We start from the raw sequence: 22,822 nt of genomic DNA on the forward strand, positions 1-22,822 counted from the left end.
GCGGGGGTCGCTCGTGCGCCGGACTACGGGGTCGGTAACAGGTGACATTTCAGTTTCCGATGCCAGGTCGGCGTAGCCATGTCAGTCCAGGGGGTTGATCGCGCGCAGGCGGCGGGGGCCGGTGTCGGGGCGGGTCGGGGGCAGGCCCAGCACCAGGCGCGCGTTCGCGACGAAGGCGCCGTCCGGGGAGGCCAGGATCGGGTCGAGCACCAGCGAGCGCACCTCCGGGTTGTCCTCCGCGAGCGCGGCCACGCGCAGCACCATGTCCTGCAGCGCGGCGAGGTCGGCGGGCTCGTCGCCGCGGTAGCCGGTGAGCAGCGGGGCCGTTCGCGGCTCGCGCAGGAGGGTGGCCGCGTCGACGTCGGTGAGCGGGACCGCGCGGTAGGCGCGATCCCCCAGCAGTGTGCTGACCAGACCGGACAGCCCGAACGAGACGAGCGTGCCGAACGACGGGTCGTCCTGCAGCCCGATCACGCACGACAGGCCCTTCGGCGCCATTCGCTGGACGTAGACGTCGTCGTCGCCGGAGATCTCGCGCAGGGTTTCGTACGCGGTGCGCACCGAGTCCGCCGAAGCCAGGTCGAGGCGGACGCCGGCGAGGTCGGGGCGGCCGCGCAGGCGTTCGTCGACCGCCTTGAGCGTCACCGGGTAGCCCAGCTCGGCCGCGGCCGCGACCGCTTCGTCCACAGTGGACACAATGCGGAACGGCACGACGTCGATGCCGTAGCAGCCGAGCAGCCGCACGACGTCGGCGTCCGACAGGAGCGTCGTCTTGCCGCTTTCCGTGTCGAGGAGTTCGCGGACGAGGCCCTGCGCCTGCTCGGTGTGGATCCCCCGCGGCCGCACGAGCGTGCCCTGCGGGCGCTGGCGCCACGCGGCGTAGCGGACGACCCTGGCGAGCGCGTTCACCGCGCGTTCCGGGCTCGGGTACGACGGGATCGAGCCGCGCGTCGGCACGCCGTCGCCGGTGAACACCGCGAGCTCGTCCGGTACGCCTTCGGCCGCGAGGAACGTCGAGACGATCGGCTTGCGCTCCCCCAGCTCGACCACGGTCTCGCGCAGGGCGCGCGCGTACGCGGTGCCGGGAACGGCGATCGGCGGCGCGAAGACGACGACCAGCGCGTCGGTCTCCGGCGAGGTCAGCGCCTCGCCGACCGCCTTCGCGAAGTCCTCCGGGCTCGCCTGCGGGCCGACGTCCACCGGGTCCGACGCCAGGCGCAGCCCCTGCATCCGCGCGGTGTCGGCGGCCAGCAGGCCGATCGCGCTGGAATTGCCGACGATGCCGACCCGCGGGCCGGCGGGCAGCGGCTGGTGGGCGAACACGAGCGCGGTGTCGAACAGCTGCGCCAGCGACTCCACCCGCACCACGCCGGCCTGCTCGAACAGCGCCTGGACGCTGGCTTCGTCGATCTCCGTCGACGTCGCGGCCAGCTGCGGGCGGACCGCGTGCCGGCCCGACTTCACCGCGACGATCGGCTTCGTCCGCGCGAGGCGACGGGCCAGCCGCGCGAACTTGCGCGGGTTGCCGAAGGACTCGAGGTACAGCAGCACGAGGTCGGTGTCCGGGTCGGTTTCCCAGTACTGGAGCAGGTCGTTGCCGGAGACGTCGGCGCGGTTGCCCGCCGAGACGAACGTCGACAGCCCGAGGCCGCGCGACTCGGCGTCGGCGAGGATCGCGGTGCCCAGCGCGCCGGACTGGCAGAAGAACCCGGTGCGGCCGCGGCCGGGCAGGCGCGGCGCGAGCGTGGCGTTCAACCGGATACCGGGCGCGGTGTTGAGCACGCCGAGCGCGTTCGGCCCGACCACGCGCATGCCGTGCGCCCGCGCCTCGCCGACCAGCCGAAGCTCGGCGTGCAGGCCGTGCGGCCCGGCTTCGGCGAACCCGCTCGACAGGATCAGCAGCGTCTTCACGCCCTTGGCCAGGCAGGCGTCCAAAACGGACTCGACGGCCTCGGCGGGCACCGCGACGACGGCGAGGTCGACCGGGTCCGGGATGTCCAGCACCGACGGGTACGCGCGGACGCCCCGGATCGCGCGGTGCTCCGGGTTGACCGGGTAGACGGTGCCGGTGAACGCGGCGGCCAGCAGGTTCACGAAGGCGACGTGCCCGACCTTGCCCGGCTCGGCGGACGCGCCGATCACCGCGACCGACGCCGGGTGCAGCAGGTTGTGCACACTGCGCGCCTCGGCCGCCTGCTCCCGGGAGCGCGCGACGGCGAGGGACTCCTCGGTCGGGTCGATGTCGAACTCCAGGTGCAGCACGCCTTCCTCGATCTCGCGGCTGACCTGGTAGCCGGCGTCGCGGAAGACACGCACCATGGCGGCGTTCTCGGCGAGCACCTCCGCGACGAACCGGCGCAACCCGCACTCGGACGCGGCCGCGGCGAGGTGTTCGAGCAGGATCGAGCCGAGCCCGCGCCCCTGGTGCGCGTCGCTCACGACGAAGGCGACTTCGGCCGACGGCCCGTGGTCCAGCCGCTCGTACCGGCCGACGGCCACGATGTCGTCGCCGAGGAACGCGGCGAACGCGACCCGGTCGTGGTGGTCGACGGTGGAGAACCGCTTCAGGTCCTTTTCCGGGATCCGCGGGTAGGCGCCGAAGTAGCGGAAGTACCGCGTGCGCTCGGACAGCTTCCCGTGGAAGGCGACCAGCCCGTCGGCGTCGGTGGGCACGATCGGGCGCAGGTGGACGGTGCCGCCGTCGGACAGCACGACGTCGGCTTCCCAGTCACGGGGGTAGTCGAAGGGGTCCCGGCCGGCCATCATCAGTCCCTGGGGTCGTCCGGATCGAGGCCGTGCAGGGGGAACACGGCCCGGCGCGTGTCGCGGACGGCTATGTCGACGGGGTCGTCTTCACCGTCGCCCCACGGCTTGAACCCGGTGTCGCGGTCATCGGTCATCGCCCGCGGGAGCTCGGCGTGCGGCGCGGCCTTCCCGACGGTGGCGGTCCAGCCCGGCGGCAGCGGCGTCGCCGGGTCGACGTCCCGGTCGAGAACGGTGGCGATCAGGTGCGTCCACGACCGCGGGACCACGCGGATCAGCTGGTAGCCCCCGCCCCCGACGGCGATCCACTTGCCGCCGGCGTAGGTCTCGGCGAGGTCGCGGAGGGTGGCGTAGATGGTGCGGTGCCCGTCGACGGACAGCGAGAGGTCGGCGAGCGGGTCCTCTTCGTGCGAGTCGACACCGCACTGCGTGAACAGCAGCTGCGGTTCGAAGTCGGCGAGCAGCGACGGGACGACGGCGGTGAACGCCCGCAGCCACCCGGGATCCCGCGTCCGCGGCGGCAGCGGGATGTTGACGGCGGTCCCGTCGGCCTTCCCCCGCCCGGTCTCGGCGGAGTAGCCGGTGCCCGGCCAGAGGGTGAAGGGGTGCTGGTGCAGCGAGATCGTGAGGACGCGCGGGTCGTCGTAGAACGCGGCCTGGACCCCGTCGCCGTGGTGGACGTCGGTGTCGATGTAGGCGATCCGCTCGAAACCGTGGTCGAGCAGCCAGGAGATGGCGACGGCGCAGTCGTTGTAGACGCAGAACCCCGCCGCCCGGTCCCGCATGGCGTGGTGCAGTCCCCCGGCGATGTTGACCGCGCGGGTGGCTTCGCCCTCGGCGACCTTGCGCGCGGCGAGGAGGGTGGAGCCGACGACGAGCGCGGAAGCGTCGTGCATGTCGGAGAAGACGGGATTGTCGGAGGTCCCGAGCCCGTGCCCGACATCCCACCCGACGAGCGGCGCCTCCCGCACGGCGGCGAGGTATTCGGGAGCGTGGATCCGGAGCAGCTCTTCGTCGCCCGCGCCGGTGGGGACGAGCAGCGGGACGTCGTCGAGCACGCCGAGCTCGGTGGCCAGCCGGACGGTGAGCTCCAGCCGGACGGGGTTGAACGGGTGATCCCCGCCCAGGTCATAACCGAGAAGGGCGGAGTCCCACACGACGGCCGGCGACATAGTGTCCGACTGTAGTGCCGTTCGGGGGACTCTGCGGAGCCGAAAGGTGGCCCGGGGGTGGCCCGCCCGGCGAGCGGGCCACCGAGGCCGGTGTTCAGCCGGGGAGGGGGCCGGTCGCCGCGGGGCGGTCGGGGTTGCGGGACCAGTGGGACCACGAGCCCGCGTACAGGCCCGCGCCCGGGTGGCCGGCCAGTTCCAGGGCCAGGACCACCGAACTCGCCGTCACCCCCGAGCCGCAGTAGGCGCCGACCGGCTCGCCCGGGCGGAGGCCGAGGTCCGTGAAGCGGGCCGCCAGCTGCTCCGGGGCGTGCCAGCGGCCGTTTTCGGCGATGTGCCCGGAGAAGGGGGCGTTGACCGCGCCCGGGATGTGGCCCGCGCGGGGGTCGATCGGTTCCGTCTCGCCCGCGTAGCGCGGGGTGGCCCGGGCGTCGAGCAGGAGGCCGTCGCGGGCGAGGGCCGCTGCCTCGTCCGCGTCGAGGACCGGCATCGCGCCCGGATGGACCTCGATGTCGCCGGGCTCCGGGGCCGGCTGCTCGGTGCTGACCGGGTGTCCTTCGGCCGACCACGCCGCGTAACCGCCGTCGAGGACCGCCACCTCTTCGTGGCCTGCCCAGCGCAGCAGCCACCACGCGCGGGCCGCCACCGAGCCGTCGGCGTCGTCGTAGGCGACCACCGGGTGGCCGGCGCGGACGCCGGCCGCACGCAGGTCGCGCTGCAGGTCGGCCGGGGCGGGGAGCGGGTGGCGGCCGCCTTCGCCCGGCTCGGCCGCGAGGGCCCGGTCGAGGTCCACGAACACGGCGCCGGGCACGTGGCCCTCCCGGTAGGACTCGGCGCCGGGCGGGCCGGCGAGCCGCCAGCGGACGTCGAGGACGACGGGCCGCCCGGCGGCCGGGCCCGCCAGCGCGGCGGCGAGGTCGGTGGTGCTGATCAGCGGACGCATGCTCCCATCTTGCAGCGGCCCGGCGCCCGGCCGCGCCGGGGTGCGGACATATCCCCCACCGGCGAGTTGCTGCCGATCCGGCCGAAGGCAGGCGGAGACGGTCCGCGGCCGATCCGCGCGAGGCGACGGTTTCCGCCGTGGCCGCCGCCGGATCGGCAACCGACGGCACCGTATCCACCTGGCCCGCCGCCGCTGTCGGTGCCAACGACTACGATGAGCAACGCGGACGAAGGGGACAGCGTGAACGATCTCATCGACACCACCGAGATGTACTTGCGTACGATCTACGAACTTGAAGAAGAGGGTGTCGTCCCGCTGCGCGCCCGCATCGCCGAGCGCCTGCAGCAGAGCGGCCCGACCGTGAGCCAGACCGTCGCCCGCATGGAGCGTGACGGGCTGGTCGTGGTCGCCGACGACCGGCACCTCCAGCTGACCGACCACGGCCGTGAACTGGCCATCGCCGTCATGCGCAAGCACCGGCTGGCCGAGCGCCTCCTCGTCGACGTGATCGGGCTCGAGTGGGAGCACGTGCACAACGAGGCGTGCCGCTGGGAGCACGTGATGAGCGAGGCCGTCGAGCGCAAGCTGGTCAAGCTGCTCGACCACCCGACCACGTCCCCGTACGGCAACCCGATCCCGGGCCTGGACAAGCTGGGCGACGGCGATCCCGCACCGCCCGCCGAGGCCGACCTGGTCCGGCTCGACGAGTTCGCCCGCACCGGCGGCGGCCGCGTCGAGATCCGGCGGATCGCCGAGCACGTCCAGCTGGACGAGTCGCTGATGACCGAGCTCAAGTCCGTCGGCATCGTGCCGGGCGGCACGGTCACCATCGGCAAGGCCAACGGCGGCACCATCGAGGTCACCGGCGGGGACACCACCGCCCAGGTCGCCACGTCCGCGTTGCACGCCGTCCTGGCGCAGGCCAGGTGAGCCCCGCTTCGGAGGCCGTGGCGGCGTTCCGCACGGTCCACGGCACCGCGCCCGCCGGCGTCTGGTCGGCGCCCGGGCGGGTCAACCTGATCGGCGAGCACACCGACTACAACGACGGCTTCGTGCTGCCGTTCGCCCTGCCGCACCGCCTGGCCGCGGCCGCGTCGCCCCGCGAGGACGGCGTCCTGTCCGTGGCCACCCTCGGCGACGACGGCCAGCTCCAGCGCTCCGGCGAGCTCAAGATCGCCGACCTGGCGCCGGGCACGGTCGACGGGTGGGCCGCGTACCCGGCGGGCGTCGCCTGGGTGCTGCGCGACCAGGGCTTCACCGCCGGTGCCGACCTGGTCATCGCCGGGGACGTGCCGTCCGGGGCGGGGCTGTCCTCCTCCCACGCGCTCGAGTGCGCGGTGTCGCTGGCGTTGCTGGGCCTGGCCGGCCTGGAGCTCGGCGCACCCGGCGACCGCGTCCCGACGCGGCCCCAGGTGGCGCGCTGGGTGCAGCGCTCGGAAAACGACTTCGTCGGCGCGCCCACCGGCCTGCTCGACCAGACGGCGTCCCTCTGCTGCACCGAGTCGCACGTGCTGTTCCTCGACGTGCGGTCGGGCGAGCAGGAGCAGGTGCCGTTCGGGCTGGCCGAGGCCGGGCTGCAGGTGCTGATCATCGACACGCGCACCAAGCACTCGCACGCCGAAGGCGGCTACGGCGAGCGCCGCCGCGGCACCGAGCGGGCGGCCGAGCTGCTCGGGGTCAAGGCGCTGCGCGACGTCACCGTCGAAGGCCTCGCCGCGGCCCTCGACCGGCTGCCGGACGAGCTGGTGCCGCTGGTGCGGCACGTCGTCACCGAAAACCAGCGGGTGCTCGAGACGGTCGAGCTGCTGCGCGCCGGGAAGCTCGCCGAAATCGGGCCGCACCTGGACGCCTCGCACGTCAGCATGCGCGACGACTACCGGATCTCCACGGCCGAGCTGGACCTCGCGGTCGACTCGGCGCGGGAAGCCGGCGCGCTCGGCTCGCGGATGACCGGCGGCGGCTTCGGCGGCTCGGCCATCGCGCTGGTCCTCGACGCCGACCTGGGCCGGGTCAAGGCGGCCGTCGAAGCGGCGTACGAAAAGGCCGGCTACCGGCGCCCGCGGATGTTCACCGCGGTGCCCTCCCGCGGCGCCGGCCGCGACGAGGTCTGAGGCCGCGCGGGTCCGGCCGGGGCAACCCCCGGGCGGACCCGCGCGTCGCCGAGGGGGAAGACTGATGCGCACCACCACCCTCGGCAGAAAGGCCTGGACGTGTCGGAGCAGAGCAACGCCCTGAAGCTGGTCGTGACGGGCGGAGCCGGGTACGTCGGCAGTGTCTGCGCCGCCCGGCTGATCGAAGCCGGGCACCAGGTCACCGTGGTCGACGACCTGTCCACCGGGCACGCCGACGCGGTGCACCCGGACGCGCGGTTCATCGAAGGCGACGCCGCCGAGGTGGCGGGCAGCCTGCTGCGCGAGGGCTTCGACGGCGTGCTGCACTTCGCGGCCAAGTCGCTGGTCGGCGAGTCGATGACGGAGCCGGCGAAGTACTGGGAAGGCAACGTCGTCACGTCGCTGCGGCTGCTCGAGGCCATGCAGGAGCACGGCACGCCGCGGCTGGTGTTCTCCTCGACCGCAGCGACCTACGGCGAGCCGGAGCAGTCGCCGATCCCGGAGTCGGCGCCGACCCGGCCGACCAACACCTACGGCGCCACGAAGCTCGCCATCGACGCCGCGATCACCAGCTTCGCCACCGCGCACGGCCTGGCCGCGGTCAGCCTGCGCTACTTCAACGTCGCCGGCGCGTACGGCACCTTCGGCGAGCGCCACGCCACGGAAACCCATCTCATCCCCCTCGTCCTGCAGGTCGCCTCGGGCGACCGCGAGCACATCTCGATCTTCGGCGACGACTACCCGACGCCGGACCACACCGCGGTGCGCGACTACATCCACGTCGTGGACCTCGCGGACGCGCACCTGCTGGCCCTGAAGCACGCGACCGCGGGCGAGCACCGCATCTACAACCTGGGCAACGGCACTGGCTTCTCCGTCCTCGAGGTGATCGAGGCCTGCCGCGAGGTCACCGGCCACGCGGTGCCGGCCGTGGTGGCCCCGCGCCGCGCGGGCGACCCGTCGGTGCTCGTGGCGGCCAGCGACCGGGCCCGCGAAGAGCTCGGCTGGAAGCCCGAGCGGACCGAGCTGGCCGGGATCGTCCGCGACGCCTGGGAGTTCACGCAGTCCCGCCGCACCGCACGGGGCTGAGCGGGACCGTCCACTCACGACAGTCCGCCCGGGATGCGGCTCACCCGGCATGACTCGGCTCGACGTCCGGCCCGATCAGCTCGAAGCCGGCCGGGCCGGCGCACGTCGCCAGGCCGAGCAGGTCTTCCGGCGGCATGCCGCGGTCCAGCACCTGCAGCAGCAGGTCCGCCAGGACGTGGCCGGGGGCCGCGTCCAGCGCGTTCTCCAGTGCCATCCCCGCGAACGTGCCGTCGCCGCGCAGGTAGGCCGAGTAGCCTAGGAGGGCCGCGGGCTGCGCGCGTTCGGGGGCCGGGAGTTCGCGGACCAGCGTCAGCCACAGGCGCTCCGCTTCCCGTGCCGTCGTGCTGTGGACCGGGACGGCCGTGCTGAGGCACGCGTCGCGGATCGCCGGGATCGACAGGGCGGCGGCCAGGAGGACGGCTTGCTCGTCGCTCGGCGGACCTTCACCACGGCGCTCGCGGTCGAACGCGGCCCGGATCTCGGACGCCGGATCGAAGCCGGCGGGCTCGGACAGCCGATTCAGCAGGTCCGACCGGCGGGTGACGGCCTCCGGGCACCGCGGGTCGAGGAGCGCCGCCAGCTCGGCGCGGCTGTCGAACACCACCCGGCCGGCCTCGGTGGCGGCCGCCGCCACCACTGTCGCGCGGGGGTCCGGCAGGCGGCCGCCGCAGTCCCGGTAGCAGGCCCACGGCGCGTTCGCGGTGACGCCCGGCGTCCACAGCGCGTGCAGCACCGGGAGGCCGTACTCGCCCAGCGCGGTCGTCAGGTGCTCGACGAAGCCCGCGTGCGGCGGCGGGCTGCCGGATCTTCGCCTGCCGCCGACGATCGCGACGGTGACACCCGTGTGGCGGCCCGCCGCGAGCCGTGGAGCGAGGGCCCGCGCTTGGCGGGTGCGGTCTTCGCGCCGCGGGATGTCGGCGCGCAGGACCAGGCCCACGCGATCACCGTCGGGAGCGCGGTGGCCGAGCAGGACGACGGACTTCGCGGGGCGGAAGCCGATCAGGTACGGGAGCGCGGCCAGGAGCAGCGCGGGGTCTCGGAGGTCGACCGGCAACCCGCCGGCCGTGGTGGCAGTGGTCATGCCTCCACCGTGGGGCACGACGCCGCCGGATGGGGCGGTGCCGGCAAATCTGTGGATGGCCGGACCCGATGTGGACGGATCAGCGGCGGAGACCGCCGGCCCGGCCGTTCCTGTCGGTGGGGCGGGCTATGCTGCCCGGCCCCACCGACCGGCACGGGTCACCCGCAGTGCTCGAAGCCGCTCTCGTAGGTGTTGCTCCCGACCGAACCGCCCCACTTCACACAGGTGGACCCGGCCGCCTTCTTCACCGGCCCCGCGTAGTAGGTGAAGCTGCCGGAGTCGGTCACCCGGGCCGAGCCCTGGACCTCGAGGAACGCCGAAACCGGGCTGGCCGTGCCGAGCGACGTCGCCTTCAGCGTCGTCACGCAGTTCGCCTGGGTCGAGGCGTTGTACAGCAGGTACGCCGTGCCCGAGGAGTTCGCCAGGCCCTGCTGGTCGATGACCGAGAAGCCCGAGCCGCAGACCTCTTCGGCGGAGTACGGGTTGCCGCCGCAGTTGTTCTTGCTCGTGAAGTTCGTGTGGCCGTAGTACGGCACGGCGACGCCGTTCAGCTTCGCCTTCTGCACCACGCCGTCGAGCCGCTCCTCGAAGTGCAGGTGCGGGCCGGTGACGCCGCCGGTCGCGCCGGCCTTGCCGATCTGCTTGCCGCCGGCCACCGACTGCCCGACCGAGACCTCCTGGGCCGACAGGTGCGCGTACCGGGTCCGCCAGCCGCCGCCGTGGTCCAGCTCGATCCACTTCCCGTAGCTGGTGCTGCCCTCGTCCGCCACGCGCGTCACCGTGCCGCCGGCCGAAGCGAGCACCGGCATGCCCGTGATGCCGTCCTTCTGGAAGTCGACGGAGTACGCCGGGCTGTGACCGCTGAACGTCGCGGCGGTGACCGTGACACCGCACTTGAACGGCACCTGGAAGTTCGGCGCGGCCGAGGCGGTCGCCTGGCCGGCGAGGGTGAGGCCGAGCGCGGGCAGCGCCGCGGCGGCGGCGAGCACGGCGAGCCGTCGCAACCTGGACATGGGGGAACCTCCTGACAAACGGGACGTCTTGACCCCACGAAGGGAAGCCCGCGTCGGTACATTTTCCGTACAAGCACCCGCGGAGGACACCCGGAATGACGACCCGACGAGCCCGGTTCCCCTCGGCGCAGGGCTGGCTGCGCTGGGCCCTCATCGCGGTGCCGATGGTCACCGCGATGCCCCGCGCGGACGGGCTCGCCTGGGTGCTCATCGGGGTCACCCTCGCCCTGTCGGTCCCGATGCCGTGGATCCAGGACCTCGGCGCCCGGACGCCGTCGGCGGTGCTGGCGCTGGCCGTGATCGCGTCCGCGGGCGCGCTGTGGGTGGTCCTGCCCGGCAGCTGGGCGTCGGTCGCGCTGTTCAGCACGACGTTCTTCGTGGTGCTGCGGCAGGCCCCGGCGCCGATCGCGCTGGCGGTCGCGCTGAACGCCGCGCTGATCGCCACGGTCTGGGTGCTGCGCCAGGACCGCTGGGAAACCGCCCTGTCGACGTACGCGGTCCTCGCCGTGGTCGTGCTGATGGGGCTGAACCGGCGCGCCCGCCTCGCCCGCCTCGAGCAGACCGAGCTGGCGCTGGCCCGCGCGCAGACGGCCAACGAGGAGCACGCCCGCGCGGCCGCGCTGGCCGAACGCGCCCGCATCGCCCGCGAGCTGCACGACGTCCTCGCGCACTCTCTGGCCGGCCTCTCGCTCAACCTGCAGGGCGCGCGGCTGATGCTGGTGCGCGACGGGGCGAGCCCGGACGCCGTCGCGCAGCTCGAACGGGCCCAGCAGCTGGCGTCGGAGGGGCTCGCCGAAGCGCGGCAGGCCGTGGCCGCGCTGCGCGAGGACGCCGTGCCGGTGGAACGCGCGATCGCGGACCTCCTGGCCGCGTACCGGCTGGACAGCGGGGCGCGCGCGGACCTCGAAGTCGCCGGCGAGCCGCGGGAGCTGGACCCCGCGGTCGGCACCGCGCTCGTCCGCGCGGTGCAGGAGGCGCTGGCCAACACCCGCAAGCACGCGGCGCACGCCGAGGTCGACGTCAAGCTGGACTACGCCGACGGATCGGTGCGGCTGACGGTGGCCGACCGGCAGGGCAGGCGCCCGCCGGACGCGGCCGCGGCAGGCTACGGTTTGCGCGGGATGGGCGAACGGGTCGCGCTGCTCGACGGGCACGTGGAGAGCGGGCCGGGGGAGGACGGATGGCGGATTCACCTGACGGTGCCGGCGTGACCCTGCGCGTCGTGCTGGCCGACGACCAGGCGGTGGTCCGGGAAGGCCTGGTCACGCTGCTCGGGCTGCTGCCCGGGGTCGAAGTGGTCGGCGCCGCCGCCGACGGGCTCGCCGCGCTCGACCTGGTCGCCGAGCACCACCCCGACGTCGTGCTGGTGGACCTGCGGATGCCGCGCTGCGACGGCGTGGAGACCACCGAGCGCGTCCGCGCCGAGCACCCGGGCACCGAAGTCGTCGTGCTGACCACGTACGCCGACGACGAATCGCTGCTGGCCGCGTTGCGCGCCGGGGCCCGCGGGTTCCTCACCAAGGACGCCGACGCCGAGGCCATCGCCAGGGCACTGCGCTCGGCCGCCGCCGGGCAGTCCACAGTGGACGGCGAGCTGCAGCGGCGCCTGGTCGAGGCCGCCACCCGCGGCGCGCCCCGGCGCGTCAAGGAGGTCGAGGGCCTGACCGCGCGCGAGGTCGAGGTGCTGCGGCTGATCGCGGCGGGCCTGTCGAACACCGAGATCGCGCGCACGCTGGTGGTGAGCGAGGCGACCGTGAAGACCCACGTGAACCACTTGTTCGCCAAGGCGGGCCTGCGCGATCGCGCGCAGGCCGTCGCCTTCGCCTACCGGGCCGGCATCGCCGGCTGAGTCATTTCGCGGGCGGGATGTTCGCGTTGTGGTGGAACACGTTGCGCGGGTCGTACTGCGCCTTGATCCGCGCGAGCCGCTCGTACTTCTCGGCGCCGTACGACGTCCGGACGCGGTCCTCTTCGTACTCCGCCATGAAGTTGACGTAACCGCCCGCGTTGGCCGTGAACGGCACCAGCGCCGTCCAGAAGTCGCGCACCCAGGCGCGGTCCGCGGCGTAGGGCTCCGGCTCGGGCGCGAGCGCGGCGATGTTCACGGCCAGGCTCTTCCGCCGCGCGCCGCCGAAGGCCGTCGCGTCGTCGCCGGGCTCGGTGAACGCCCCGTGCATCGAGAAGACCGGCATGATCGACATCGGCGAGGTCTTCCGCGGCAGGAACTCCGTGATCACGTCGATGACCTCGTCGGTGAAGCCGTCGGCGAAGGCGGCCTTCTCGTAGCCGAGGATGCCCCACGGCGCGGCGTCGTCGATCAGCTTCTGCAGCTCGACGTACGGGATCGGCGAGACGAACTCGAACAGCGGCGCCGGCCCCGACCGCGCCCCGCGGATCGCCTCGGCGTGGTGCTCCGCCCCTTCGAACCCGGCGATCAGCAGCGCGTAGCCGGGCTGGAAGTGGTGGGCCTCGGGCACGAACGGCGCGGGCGGCGCGTTGAGCCCGGCCAGGAGCACCCCCATCTCGCCGGGCAGCGTCTCGAGCACGTCGCGGACCTGGCGCAGGGCGGCGGGGCCGTCTTCGAGGCTCCAGAAGAACATCGCCAGGTGGACGAGCGGGCCCACCGGGTGCAGCCGGAACTCGAACTCGGTGACCACGCCGAAGTTGCCGCCGCCCCCGCGCAGCGCCCAGAACAGGTCGGGGTGCTCGCCGGCGGACGCGCGCAGGATCTGCCCGTCGGCGGTGACGACCTCGGCCGAGAGCAGGTTGTCGCAGGAGAGGCCGTGCTTGCCGGTGAGCCAGCCGAAGCCGCCGCCGAGGGTGAGGCCGCCGACGCCGGTGTGGCTGACCGTGCCGCCGGGCACCGCGAGCGCGTGCTCCTGGGTGGCGGCGTCGACCTGTGCCCACGTCGCTCCCCCGCCGACGCGTGCGGTGCGGCCCACCGGGTCGACGCTGATCGCCTGGAGGGAGCTCAGGTCGATGCACAGCCCGCCGTCCACCACGGCGGCGCCGCCGAAGTTGTGCCCGCCGCCGCGCACCGAGACGTCGAGGGCCGCTTCGCGCGCGTACGCGAGCGCTTCCGCCACGTCCGCGGCACCGGCGGGCCGCACCACCACCGCGGGCCGGCGGTCGATCTCGCCGTTCCAGACCGAACGGGCGACGTCGTAGCCGGGCGCGCCGGCGGTGAGCACCGTCCCGGACAGCCGGGCGCGCAAGCTCTCCAGGGTGGGTTCGGCGGTTGAGGTCATGACGGCTCCTCTCGTGGGTGCCCTTGAGTCGCCTGACCTGCGGTGATCGTTACATTGGGTGGCCGCCGGCACGCGGGAGCAAACGCTGCGTGAACCCCGCTGCGGCCAGCCGGCCGGACGCCCGCTCGACACCGGCCGGGACGTGCTGCGGGATCGCGAAGCCGCGCGCGGCGTACTCGGTGATCCGCTGGGTTTCGCCGACGAGCATGCCGATCACGCGGTCGGCGTCCTCTTCCCCGGTGATGTGGTCTTCGAACGAAGCCGCCTTCGACGCGCACACGACGTCGACGCCGGGCCAGAGCCGCTTCGCCGTCGCGTAGGCCCGGCGCTGCTGGTACGGCCGCGTCACCAGCGTCACCGACCGGATCTCCCGCCCGGCCAGCAGCCGGCGGGTGAACGCGATGTTGTCACCGGTGTTGCGGGCCTCCGGCTCGACCAGGATCACGTCGTCCGGGACGCCGAGGTCCAGCGCGATGTCGCGGTAGTGCACCGCTTCGCCGCGCGGGAAGCGGTCCACCGTCGTCGGCGCGTTCGCCCCGGTGAACACGATCAGCGGGAACCGCCCGGCGTGGAACAGCTCCGCCGTGTGGACGGCGACACCGGGGTCCCGGCTGCCGAGGCCGACGCCGACGTCGGAACGCCGCGGCTCGTGCCGCAGGTCGTGGTACTCCCACAGCGTCCGGACGTCGGCGTGGAGGTGCTTCGGCAGCATCAGCCGAACGCGGCTCGCAGCGCGGGCTTGCCGCCCGTCACCGGGAGCGTCACCGAGGTCCTCGTCAGGTCGAGCGCCAGCCCCGCGCCCGGCTTGGGCCGCAGCGTGTAGTCGTGGTCGCTGGAGGCGAGCAGGAACTCGAGACGGTGGCCGGCGGCCAGGACGTAGTCCTTCGGCATCAGCTCGACGCCGATCCGGTAGGTCTGCCCGGGCGTGACCGGCTCGGTGCGGGCCGGGGACGTGCGGTTCTGCGGGTCGGTCCAGCCGCGGCTGATCACGTGCGACGTGCCGTCGGGAGCGCGGTCGAGCAGGATCGCCGAGACGTTCGCCGCGGGCCGGTCGAAGGCCAGCGCCAGGTCGGCGCGCGCGGTACCGGAAAGCCGTACGGACTGCTTCGCCGCCGGAGTCGCGTAGAGCAGGCGGTTCCCGGACGAAGCCAGGCCGGCCAGCTGCTCGATGGTCTTCGACGAGTCGTCGGCGAGGGTTTCGACGGCCGCCTTGCCCGGCACCGGGTTGCGCGTGTCGATGGTGCCCTTCGACCGGCCGCCCGGCCACGGGTAGACGCGGACGTCGGTGGTGCCCGGCGCCGGCCAGTCGGCCTCGTCGGTCCAGGAGAGGTCTTCGCGCTGGATCGTCGCCTTCGGCTCGTTCTGGATGCCGTTGTCGACGCCGTAGAGGTAGTGCGACATCCACTTGTTCAGCGTCGCGAGCCAGACGTCGCGGCGCAGCGAGTACGGGTCGGCGTGCCCGGACTGGTGCAGCCAGATCTTGTGCTCGACCCCGTGCGCCTTGAGCGCGTCGTACCACTCGGCGACCTGGTCGGTCTTGACGTTCCAGTCGTTGAGGCCGTGCACCGCCAGCACCGACGCGTGCACCTTCGCGACGTCGTTGCGGTAGTTGCGGACGTCCCAGAACGGCGTGTAGTCGCCGGTCACGCGGTCCTGGTCGCGGGTCAGGCCGTCGATCACCGGACGGCAGACCTGCCGGTCTTCGCGGGTGTAGACGTACTCGGCGAGCACGTCGGCGTCCTCGCCCTGGTAACCGCCGGCCGCGACGACGGCGCCGTCGTTGCGGTAGTACTGGTACCAGCTGGAGATCGCGGCGATCGGGACGATCGTCTCGAGGCCTTCGACGCCGGTGCTCGCGACGGCGTTGGGCAGCGTGCCGTTGTAGGAGACGCCCATCATGCCGGTCTTGCCCGTCGTCCAGTCCGCCTTCGCCGCGGCGCCGTTCGCGTCCTTCGCTCCCGCGCGGCCGTTGAGCCAGTCGACGACCGAGCGCGCGCCGATCGTCTCGTTGACGTCGCCGGTGGTCGGGCAGCCGGTCGAGAGGCCGCTGCCGAGCGATTCGCCGTAGACGACGGCGAAGCCGCGCGCGGTGAAGTAGTCCTGGTAGCGCCAGGTGATCGGGGCGGCCGGGCCGACGCCGTGCGCGGCGACGCGCGGGCCTTCCGGACCGCGGGCGTACCCGGGCGCGTAGAGCTCGACGTCGACGTTGTGGTTGGCGACGTCGTTGCCGCCGGCGTAGTACGGGCTGGCCTGGTAGACGACGGGGACCTTGAGGCCCTGCTGGGTCGCGCGCGGGCGGACGACCTGGGCGTGCACGAGGTCGTCGGCGCCGTCGTGGTCGCTGTCGACGGGCGCGGTGACCCAGACGTCTTCGCGGACGACGTCGGCCGGGTCGAACACCGGTTGCGCCTGGCCGCCGGAGAACACCGGCGCGGGCGGGCCGGCGGCTTCCGCGGTGACCGCGGTCAGCGGCAGTGCGAGGACGGCGGCGAGCACGACTGCGGCTTTCACTCAAACCCCCAAGCCGGGCGAAGCGGACGGGTTCCGAGACTTCCGTCCCGGCCTCGGAGGTGTCAAGAGACTAACGTCGGAGGCATGCCGACCGTGGAAGCGCCGATCGCCGCCGTGACCGTCTACCCGCAGCAGGCCCGGATCACCCGCCGGGGCAAAGCGCCGCTGGACGGCGGGCCCCGCCTGACGTTCGCGGGCCTGCCCCCGGCCCTCGACCCGGCGTCGGTGCGCGTCACCGGCACGGGCCCGGCGCTGATCACCGGGGTGGACGTGCGAACCGACCGGCACGCCTCGCCGGCCGACGCGGCGTTGCGCGCCCTCGTCGAGCAGCGGCGCGCGGACCAGGCCACGCTCGACGGCGTCGTGGACGACGAAGCGGCCGAAGCGATGAAGGTGGATCTGCTGACTTCGCTGGCGAAGCGGAGCGGGGGCAGCTTCGCGAAGGCGCTGGCTGCCGGAACGGCCGAGCCCGCGCGGGTGGGCGAGGTGACGGACGAGCTGAGCGCGCGGCTGGCGGCGGCGCTGAAGTCGCGGCGGGTGCTTTCGGACCGGATCACCCGGCTGCGCGAGGACCTCGCGGCGCTGGACCGGCGGATCGAGGCGCACAGCGCGCGGTCCGAAGAGGACAGTACGTCGGTCATCGTTGAGCTGGAGATCTCGGATCCGGCCGGCTCGGCGGAGCTGGAACTGTCCTATGTGGTCCCGGGGGCGAGCTGGACACCGGGGTACGACATCCGGGTGCACGGGACCGACGTCACGGTGGTGTCGTACGGGCTGGTCAGCCAGCACACGGGTGAGGACTGGCCGGAGTGCGAGCTGGCGCTGTCGACGGCGCGGCCGGCGGTTTCGGTGGTGGTGCCAGAGCTTTCGCCGTGGTTCCTGGACCGGGTCCACCCGGTGCCGGCGGCCCCGGCGGCAGCTTACGGGGGTGCGGGAGGCGGGATTCCGGAAGGCGCGCGGGGTTTCGCCGCGTTGGCCGCGGCTCCGATGGCGCCGAAGCTGGCGTCGGTCGAGCAGGGGACGACGGCGGTGACGTACCGGCCGTCGCGTCCGGTGGCGGTGCCGTCCGGGGCGCAGGGGCATCGGACGACGTTGGCTTCGCTTTCGCTCACCGCCGTTTTGGGGTACGTGACGGCTCCGGTGCTGGCCGAGGAGGCTTATCTGCGGGCGGTGGTGGTCAATTCTTCTTCGGTTGCCTTGCTGCCCGGGCGTGCTTCGGTGTTCCACGAGGCTGAGTTCGTGGGGACGACTTCGCTGGAGGCTTGGGCTCCTGGGGAGGAACTGGAGCTGGCTTTGGGGGTCGACGACCGGATCCGGGTGGAGCGGGAGCTGGTGCGGCGTTCCGCGTCCAAGGCGGCTTTGTCGGGGCTGAGGCGGCGGGAGGCGGAGTATCGGATTTCAGTGGGGAACTATGGGCCTCGTCCGGCTTCGGTGACTGTTTTGGATCAGGCGCCGGTTTCGCGGGATGACGGGGTGACGGTGAAGGACGTGAAGACTTCGCCGGAGCCGGTGGAGACTTCGGCTTTGGGGGAGTTCACTTGGAAGCTGGAGCTGGGGGCCGGGGAGACGGGTGAGGTGAGGCTTTCGTACCGGGTGGATGTGGCGAAGGAGGTGGAGTTGTCGGGATGGCGGGAGTGAACCGCGGCACGCCGTTTCAACAGAAGTTACCGTCTCGACGAACCGGTTCGATAAAAACTTCCGAATTCAAATCCCGGAGAAGTAACAGCCGAACTGCGTCCAGCGATCAGTAGGACTGGTAGTGCAGGCCGAGGCAAACCGGGGACGACATGGCAAAGTACCAGCAGACCACACTGCGCCAACCTCGAGCCCACCACAAGAAGTCGATCCTTATCCTATTAGCCACCTCTGTCGCATTCGCTGCAATTTTCGCCATCACGAGAGTAACAAAATTACCTTTTCCAGCCAGCGTAACCGCAGCGGGGGTAAGCGCAGGTGCTGCTGTCGCGAGCGCCGCAATCAGCCTGGCCACCCTACTCGGAACACAGTTCCGAGAATCACGAAAATCTAAATTAATCGGAAAAGAAGGCGTCAGGAAAAGCTTTGACGCGATCGTCCAGAACCTCTTAGTTTCACATCCGAAGCACGGCTGCCCCACCGTCGGTGAAATCGAAGACCCGACTCAAATCGGCGTATCTCGATCACTTCTGGACAGTACCGGCAGGCGCGCCGATGCCAGCTACATAGAACGAGATGTTCACCGCGAAGTAATCAGGTCACTGCGGGAATTCAACTTCACATTGATCATCGGCGAGTCGAAATCAGGAAAGTCGCGGATCGCTTTTGAATGTGTCCGCGAAATTTTTCCGGATAGACTCTTTGTGAGCCCCGTCAGCGGAGCCGCTGCTCGAAACATGACGACACAGAACTTGCTACTAGAAGACACCGTGATCTGGCTGGACGACTTCGAGAGGTTCCTTACCGCCGACGGACTCGACCAAGCAGCAATCAACAAGTACATGAGTACGAAGAATTGCTCGATAGTCGCAACGATCCGGTCCGCCGCTCACGCGGACCTTGCACCGGAATCGACCCGACAGGAAACTGCCGAATGGCGAATAGTTCAGCAGGCCCGGTCAGTGCGACTTTCTCGAACCCTGACCAATGAGGAGCATGCCCGACTCCCTCGCGAACTCGCCGGAATCCTCGACCGAAACACCTCGCTCGGCCTCGCCGAGTACCTATCGGGCGCCACGGACCTGCTCGACAGGTACCGCGATGCAGAAGAAGCTCACCCGGTCGGCTGGGCGCTGACCCGCGCCACGATCGATTTGGTCCGGTGCGGCCTTCAGCAACCACTCCCGACCATGATCCAGACCGCCGCCACGAAACTACTGCCGAAAATCCCAGACGATCCTGATTACCAGCAGGCATGGAAGTGGGCGCTGGATCCTATTTACGGATCCAGCGCACTCCTCGCGAAACGAGAAAACGGGATCAGGCCGTTCGACTATTTGCTGGAAAAATCGGAGCATCCGATTCCGACTGAGGTCTGGGAAGTAGCCCGACAGGTGGACACGCCAGTCGAACTAGCGTCGGTTGGCTTCGCCGCCTTCATCAACCGGCAGTTCGACCTGACCAGGAGCTTGCAGCGAAAGCTGATCCTGATCGCCGATGGCCAGCAGAAAGCTCGCGCCCACTATCACCTGGCGATCTGCGAAATCATCGCAGGTAACCGGGCCGAAGCGATCAAAAACGCCAAAATCAGCGACGACCTCGGCTACGATCTGGCTCCCTATCTGGTCGGCGACATACTCGCAAAACGGAAGCGCAGACGCGAGGCCGAAGCGTACTTCAACCGAGCCTTGGACCGCGGAGTCGCGCCGGCAGCATATCAACTGGCGAAACTGGCCCGCTGGCACGACGACACCGAAAAAGAAGTCGAATACCTAAAGAATGGCTCCGCCGCCGGTGACCCCAACTGCACTATTCGACTTTCCGAGGTATACAGAGATACCGGCAAAGCCGAAGAAGCAGAACTCCTACTCAAGGAGCTGGCGAAAAAAGGACACCCAGGAGCCACAATGATGCTCGGCGACCTGAAGCTCGCCTCCAAGAACTACCATGAAGCACTCGCATGGTACGAGTCGGCAGCAGCCAAAGGTGGTCGAAATGCAGCCCTGAACGCTGGCCTTGTCAACGAGGTGATGAACAATCCCAAAGCCGCCGAGGAGTGGTACAGGAAAGCAATCGAACACGACCCACGCCGAGCCCACCTATACCTAGGCTGCTTGTACGTAAAACTCAAGCGACACCAGGAAGCGATCGACCTGCTCGAGCCACTCGCCGATCGCTACAGCATCGCAGTCGACCGTTTGAGTATCGCCTACGTGAGCCAACGGCGCCTCGGCGACGCTCAAATCTTGCTCGAACGGGCCGCATTGTCGAACACACCGGGGACACGGCACCGACTTGGCGAGCTCCACGAATCACAAGGCGACCTCGAGGCAGCCTCGTTGTGGTACCGACGAGGAGCGAACACCGGGGACCGGCACTGCATGGCCCACCTCGGCATGCTCTTGATCAGAATGAGAAAAGTAGACATGGCTCAGAAATGGATCATTCGCGCTAATGACGGCGGCTCGGATCCGATGGCTCAACAACTGCTGCGCCTCCTCAAGATACTGAAGCTCCTCGAATCGAGGTCACTATTGGACTTGTTCATGAAGGTAGGCACCAGCCGCCTCGTCGCAAAAATTGCGAGGAAGGTCCTATTTCGAAAGCTACAGCGCGTTTCCCGATCAAGCCCCTCCCGACTGGGGATCTGGTTCCTTGAGCTGCAAGAGTGGAGTCTCGGCTCGCTGGACGAGATCGAGTTACCGAATAAGATCAGAAAACGAGCCGCATGACAGCACCTGCGGAGACCGTACCCTGCAACAGAGCACCCGGCCTGCCGCACGAAGATTGACAGCGGCCGGGGGCTCTGCTCGCGGTCAGTCGTGGTGTCAGCCCTGGGCGATGTACGCCTGCAGCTGTTCCTGACTCTGCTCCAGCTGTTCCATCCGGTTCTTCACCACGTCCCCGATGGACACGATCCCCGCCAGCCGCCCGTCGACCACCACCGGGACGTGGCGGATGCGGCGCTCGGTCATCAGGACCGACAGCTGGTCCACCGAGTCCTCCGGGCCGCAGCTCGCCACCAGCTTGGTCATGATCTCCGAGACCGGGCCCTCCAGCAGGGCCGGCCCTCGCTCGTTCAGCCGGCGGACGACGTCACGTTCCGAGACGATGCCCGCGATCGAGCCGTCGGGGGCGACGACGACCATCGCGCCCACGTTGTGTTCGGCCAGGCCGGTCAGCAGTGTGGTCACCGTGGTGTCCGGGGTGACCGTCGCGACCGCCGTCCCCTTCGTGCGCAGCAGATCCGCAATCCGCATGGCGATCCTTCCCGTCGGTGAGCTGGATCACCACAGGGTAGGTCCCTCCGGCACCGCGCGAAAGTCCGGCAAACGGGGCGTGTTCGTGGTATTCGAACCGATTCAGCCGAGGCGTTCGGCCAGGCCGTCCAGTGCCGAGCGGATGCCGGCCGCGTAGTCGTCGTCGCCGAGGGCGGTGAGGCGGGCGCGGGCCAGGGCCAGCTGTTCGCGGGCGGCCGCCAGGTCACCCAGCTTGCGGTAGTCCTCGCCCAGGTTGAGGTGCAGCGACGGGTAGAACCCGCGCACCGCCAGGGACGCGTGGTACTCCTGGGCCCGCGAATCCGTCAGGGAATCCGCCGCCGCCAGTGCGCGCAGGTCCCACGCGAGCTCTTCGGCCGGGTCGTCGCAGACGTCGGCCATGTGGTGGGCGAGCGCGACGCGGTGCAGCGGGTCGCCGTCCGGGCCGATCGAGTCCCACAACGCCGTGAAAGTCGCGTACGCGCCGGCGCGGTCGCCGCCGATGTGCTGGCGCAGGCCGGCGTCGATCGCCACCATCACGTCGTCGGTCATGCCGCTCCCCCGTCCGCCAGCGCCCGCAGCCGGGCCAGTCCCGGCTCGATCCGCTCGGCCGCGACCGCACCGTAACCGAACACCAGCCCGTGCCGCCGCTCGCCCACCCCGAAGTCCCCCAACGAGTACAGCCGGACGCCGTGCCGCCGGGCCGCGCGGACCAGCGGGCCGCAGTCCGACGAAGCCACCGCGCTCAGGTGCAGGCCCGCCGACGACGGCAACGGCGTCAGGAAGTCCGCGAACGAGGCCAGCGACCGGGACAGCAGCTCGTGCCGCTCGCGGTAGATCTTCCGCATCCGCCGGACGTGCCTGGCGAAGCCGCCTTCGGCCATGAACGCCGCGAGCGCCGCCTGCTCGACGTTCGGCGCGTGCCAGTCGGTCAGGTAGCGGGCCTTGACCAACGCGGGCACGAGCGACGGCGGCGCGATGAGGAAACCCAGCCGCAGCGCCGGCGAGAGCACCTTCGAGAACGAGCCCACGTAGACGACCCGGCCCCGGGAATCGAGGCTGTGCAACGGTTCCAGCGGCCGCCCGGTGTAGCGGAACTCGGTGTCGTAGTCGTCCTCGACGAGCACGGCGTCGTTCCGCTCGGCCCAGTCGAGCAGCTCCAGCCGCCGGTCCAGCGACATCGACAGCCCCAGCGGGTACTGGTGCGACGGCGTCACGTACACCAGCCGCGTCCCGGCCGGGATCGCGCTCACGACGATCCCGGACGCGTCCACCGGCACCGGCGCGACCCGGACGCCGCGGGCGGCGAGCACCAGCCGCGGCGGCGGGTAGCCGGGGTCCTCGACGGCGGCAAGGTCGCCGTCGCGGAGCAGCACCCGCGCGACCAGGTCGGTCGTCTGCTGCGCGCCGGCGGTGACGACGACCTGCGCCGCGCTCGCCCGGACGTCCCGCGACACCCCGGCGTGCCGCGCGATCTCCTCGCGCAACGCCGCCAGGCCCTGCGGATCGCCGTAGGTCATCAGGTCGGCTTGGCCGGCGCGCAGCCGCTGCGTGACCAGCCGGCGCCAGGTGTCGAACGGGAAGCGGGTCAGGTCCGGGACGCCGGGGCGGAAGTCGAACTCCGGCGCCGGGGCGAACGGCGCCGGGGGCGGCGGGACGGCGTCCCACTCCGGCAGCGGCCGCACGCCGGACACGGGTGACGGCTCCGGGCGCGCCGCCGCGGACGCCGTGACGAACGTGCCGGCGCCGACGCGGCCGGACAGGAAGCCCTCGGCGGTGAGCCGGTCGTAGGCCGCGCTGACCGTCGTCCGGGAGACCGCCAGCCGCTGCGCGAGCTCACGCGTGGGCGGCAACGCCTCGCCGGGCCGGATCCGGCCGGCCAGGATCGCCGCGCGGAGCTGCCGGTAGATCGCGTCGCGGTGCCCGCGCGTGCCGGTCAGGTCGATGTGGATCTCCACCGGCGCCAGTCTAGATTGGCCCACCGGAAGTGCCTCGGATTTGG

At 71.4% G+C, this 22,822-nt stretch carries 18 protein-coding genes; 7 read left to right on the forward strand and 11 right to left on the reverse strand.

Features of this window, described 5'->3' with window-relative positions:
• Nucleotides 1-81: 81 nt before the first annotated feature.
• The 3 genes from EIY87_RS06350 to EIY87_RS06360 all read right to left on the reverse strand — a co-directional run bounded on the left by EIY87_RS06350 (nucleotide 82) and on the right by EIY87_RS06360 (nucleotide 4,875).
• Nucleotides 82-2,763: a bifunctional acetate--CoA ligase family protein/GNAT family N-acetyltransferase gene (locus tag EIY87_RS06350; protein ID WP_125306722.1), complete on the reverse strand. Its 2,682-nt coding sequence runs from the start codon at nucleotides 2,761-2,763 to the stop codon at nucleotides 82-84.
• A 2-nt stretch (nucleotides 2,764-2,765) separates the two neighbouring features.
• A complete protein-coding gene (locus tag EIY87_RS06355; RefSeq protein ID WP_125306723.1) occupies nucleotides 2,766-3,935 on the reverse strand; it encodes an acetoin utilization protein AcuC in 1,170 nt (389 codons plus the stop codon).
• Between the two features lie 94 nt (nucleotides 3,936-4,029).
• On the reverse strand, nucleotides 4,030-4,875 hold the full coding sequence (locus EIY87_RS06360) for a sulfurtransferase (RefSeq protein ID WP_125306724.1): 846 nt from the start codon (nucleotides 4,873-4,875) through the stop codon (nucleotides 4,030-4,032).
• Between the two features lie 213 nt (nucleotides 4,876-5,088).
• Here EIY87_RS06360 and EIY87_RS06365 point away from each other — a divergent pair, with 213 nt between their 5' ends.
• From EIY87_RS06365 to galE, 3 genes are all read left to right on the forward strand, one after another.
• Nucleotides 5,089-5,805, forward strand: coding sequence for a metal-dependent transcriptional regulator (locus EIY87_RS06365; RefSeq protein WP_086865273.1), 717 nt, complete (start codon nucleotides 5,089-5,091; stop codon nucleotides 5,803-5,805).
• On the forward strand, nucleotides 5,802-6,986 hold the full coding sequence (galK, locus tag EIY87_RS06370) for a galactokinase (RefSeq protein ID WP_125306725.1): 1,185 nt from the start codon (nucleotides 5,802-5,804) through the stop codon (nucleotides 6,984-6,986). Before EIY87_RS06365 ends, galK begins: the two co-directional genes overlap by 4 nt.
• 99 nt (nucleotides 6,987-7,085) lie before the next feature.
• Nucleotides 7,086-8,075 (forward strand): UDP-glucose 4-epimerase GalE, encoded by a 990-nt coding sequence (galE, locus tag EIY87_RS06375; protein ID WP_125306726.1) that lies wholly within the window; start codon nucleotides 7,086-7,088, stop codon nucleotides 8,073-8,075.
• A 40-nt stretch (nucleotides 8,076-8,115) separates the two neighbouring features.
• Here galE and EIY87_RS06380 read toward each other — a convergent pair whose 3' ends face one another.
• Entirely contained in the window at nucleotides 8,116-9,156 is a 1,041-nt protein-coding gene (locus tag EIY87_RS06380) for a DUF4192 domain-containing protein (RefSeq protein ID WP_125306727.1), read from the reverse strand.
• A gap of 158 nt (nucleotides 9,157-9,314) precedes the next feature.
• Nucleotides 9,315-10,169, reverse strand: a complete 855-nt coding sequence (locus tag EIY87_RS06385; RefSeq protein ID WP_125306728.1) for a M23 family metallopeptidase — start codon at nucleotides 10,167-10,169, stop codon at nucleotides 9,315-9,317.
• Nucleotides 10,170-10,264: 95 nt separating this feature from the next.
• Here EIY87_RS06385 and EIY87_RS06390 point away from each other — a divergent pair, with 95 nt between their 5' ends.
• Nucleotides 10,265-11,380, forward strand: a complete 1,116-nt coding sequence (locus EIY87_RS06390) for a sensor histidine kinase (RefSeq protein WP_125306729.1) — start codon at nucleotides 10,265-10,267, stop codon at nucleotides 11,378-11,380.
• Nucleotides 11,377-12,018, forward strand: a complete 642-nt coding sequence (locus EIY87_RS06395; RefSeq protein ID WP_125306943.1) for a response regulator — start codon at nucleotides 11,377-11,379, stop codon at nucleotides 12,016-12,018. The genes EIY87_RS06390 and EIY87_RS06395 overlap by 4 nt, the downstream gene beginning before the upstream one ends.
• A gap of 1 nt (nucleotide 12,019) precedes the next feature.
• Here the strand turns inward: EIY87_RS06395 and EIY87_RS06400 are convergent, their stop codons facing one another.
• The 3 genes from EIY87_RS06400 to EIY87_RS06410 are packed head-to-tail and all read right to left on the reverse strand — an operon-like array spanning nucleotide 12,020 to nucleotide 15,928.
• On the reverse strand, nucleotides 12,020-13,417 hold the full coding sequence (locus EIY87_RS06400) for an FAD-binding oxidoreductase (protein WP_125306730.1): 1,398 nt from the start codon (nucleotides 13,415-13,417) through the stop codon (nucleotides 12,020-12,022).
• A gap of 49 nt (nucleotides 13,418-13,466) precedes the next feature.
• Entirely contained in the window at nucleotides 13,467-14,129 is a 663-nt protein-coding gene (locus EIY87_RS06405; protein ID WP_125306731.1) for a YdcF family protein, read from the reverse strand.
• Nucleotides 14,129-15,928: a Xaa-Pro dipeptidyl-peptidase gene (locus EIY87_RS06410; protein ID WP_125306732.1), complete on the reverse strand. Its 1,800-nt coding sequence runs from the start codon at nucleotides 15,926-15,928 to the stop codon at nucleotides 14,129-14,131. Before EIY87_RS06410 ends, EIY87_RS06405 begins: the two co-directional genes overlap by 1 nt.
• Before the next feature lie 84 nt (nucleotides 15,929-16,012).
• Between EIY87_RS06410 and EIY87_RS06415 the strand changes: the two genes are divergently transcribed.
• Both EIY87_RS06415 and EIY87_RS06420 read left to right on the forward strand, forming a co-directional pair.
• The gene (locus EIY87_RS06415; RefSeq protein WP_125306733.1) at nucleotides 16,013-17,566 is read left to right on the forward strand and encodes a DUF4139 domain-containing protein; all 1,554 of its coding nucleotides are present in this window, start codon (nucleotides 16,013-16,015) and stop codon (nucleotides 17,564-17,566) included.
• Between the two features lie 149 nt (nucleotides 17,567-17,715).
• Nucleotides 17,716-20,295: a tetratricopeptide repeat protein gene (locus EIY87_RS06420; protein ID WP_125306734.1), complete on the forward strand. Its 2,580-nt coding sequence runs from the start codon at nucleotides 17,716-17,718 to the stop codon at nucleotides 20,293-20,295.
• Nucleotides 20,296-20,391: 96 nt separating this feature from the next.
• Here EIY87_RS06420 and EIY87_RS06425 read toward each other — a convergent pair whose 3' ends face one another.
• The 3 genes from EIY87_RS06425 to pdxR form a co-directional block, all read right to left on the reverse strand.
• Nucleotides 20,392-20,823: a CBS domain-containing protein gene (locus EIY87_RS06425; protein WP_125306735.1), complete on the reverse strand. Its 432-nt coding sequence runs from the start codon at nucleotides 20,821-20,823 to the stop codon at nucleotides 20,392-20,394.
• A gap of 102 nt (nucleotides 20,824-20,925) precedes the next feature.
• Entirely contained in the window at nucleotides 20,926-21,372 is a 447-nt protein-coding gene (locus EIY87_RS06430) for a hypothetical protein (RefSeq protein WP_125306736.1), read from the reverse strand.
• Nucleotides 21,369-22,778, reverse strand: coding sequence for a MocR-like pyridoxine biosynthesis transcription factor PdxR (gene pdxR, locus EIY87_RS06435; RefSeq protein ID WP_125306737.1), 1,410 nt, complete (start codon nucleotides 22,776-22,778; stop codon nucleotides 21,369-21,371). The genes EIY87_RS06430 and pdxR overlap by 4 nt, the downstream gene beginning before the upstream one ends.
• Nucleotides 22,779-22,822: the final 44 nt, after the last annotated feature.

This window comes from Amycolatopsis eburnea (assembly GCF_003937945.1).
GTDB classification, from domain to species: domain Bacteria; phylum Actinomycetota; class Actinomycetes; order Mycobacteriales; family Pseudonocardiaceae; genus Amycolatopsis; species Amycolatopsis eburnea.

What these genes read in the sequence shown, in the direction of transcription:
- EIY87_RS06350 (WP_125306722.1), bottom strand. Translation starts at nt 2,763, where the DNA reads ATGGCCGGCCGGGACCCCTTCGACTACCCCCGTGACTGGGAAGCCGAC.
- EIY87_RS06355 (WP_125306723.1), bottom strand. Translation starts at nt 3,935, where the DNA reads ATGTCGCCGGCCGTCGTGTGGGACTCCGCCCTTCTCGGTTATGACCTG.
- EIY87_RS06360 (WP_125306724.1), bottom strand. Translation starts at nt 4,875, where the DNA reads ATGCGTCCGCTGATCAGCACCACCGACCTCGCCGCCGCGCTGGCGGGC.
- EIY87_RS06365 (WP_086865273.1), top strand. Translation starts at nt 5,089, where the DNA reads ATGAGCAACGCGGACGAAGGGGACAGCGTGAACGATCTCATCGACACC.
- EIY87_RS06380 (WP_125306727.1), bottom strand. Translation starts at nt 9,156, where the DNA reads ATGACCACTGCCACCACGGCCGGCGGGTTGCCGGTCGACCTCCGAGAC.
- EIY87_RS06385 (WP_125306728.1), bottom strand. Translation starts at nt 10,169, where the DNA reads ATGTCCAGGTTGCGACGGCTCGCCGTGCTCGCCGCCGCCGCGGCGCTG.
- EIY87_RS06390 (WP_125306729.1), top strand. Translation starts at nt 10,265, where the DNA reads ATGACGACCCGACGAGCCCGGTTCCCCTCGGCGCAGGGCTGGCTGCGC.
- EIY87_RS06400 (WP_125306730.1), bottom strand. Translation starts at nt 13,417, where the DNA reads ATGACCTCAACCGCCGAACCCACCCTGGAGAGCTTGCGCGCCCGGCTG.
- EIY87_RS06405 (WP_125306731.1), bottom strand. Translation starts at nt 14,129, where the DNA reads ATGCTGCCGAAGCACCTCCACGCCGACGTCCGGACGCTGTGGGAGTAC.
- EIY87_RS06415 (WP_125306733.1), top strand. Translation starts at nt 16,013, where the DNA reads ATGCCGACCGTGGAAGCGCCGATCGCCGCCGTGACCGTCTACCCGCAG.
- EIY87_RS06420 (WP_125306734.1), top strand. Translation starts at nt 17,716, where the DNA reads ATGGCAAAGTACCAGCAGACCACACTGCGCCAACCTCGAGCCCACCAC.
- EIY87_RS06425 (WP_125306735.1), bottom strand. Translation starts at nt 20,823, where the DNA reads ATGCGGATTGCGGATCTGCTGCGCACGAAGGGGACGGCGGTCGCGACG.
- EIY87_RS06430 (WP_125306736.1), bottom strand. Translation starts at nt 21,372, where the DNA reads ATGACCGACGACGTGATGGTGGCGATCGACGCCGGCCTGCGCCAGCAC.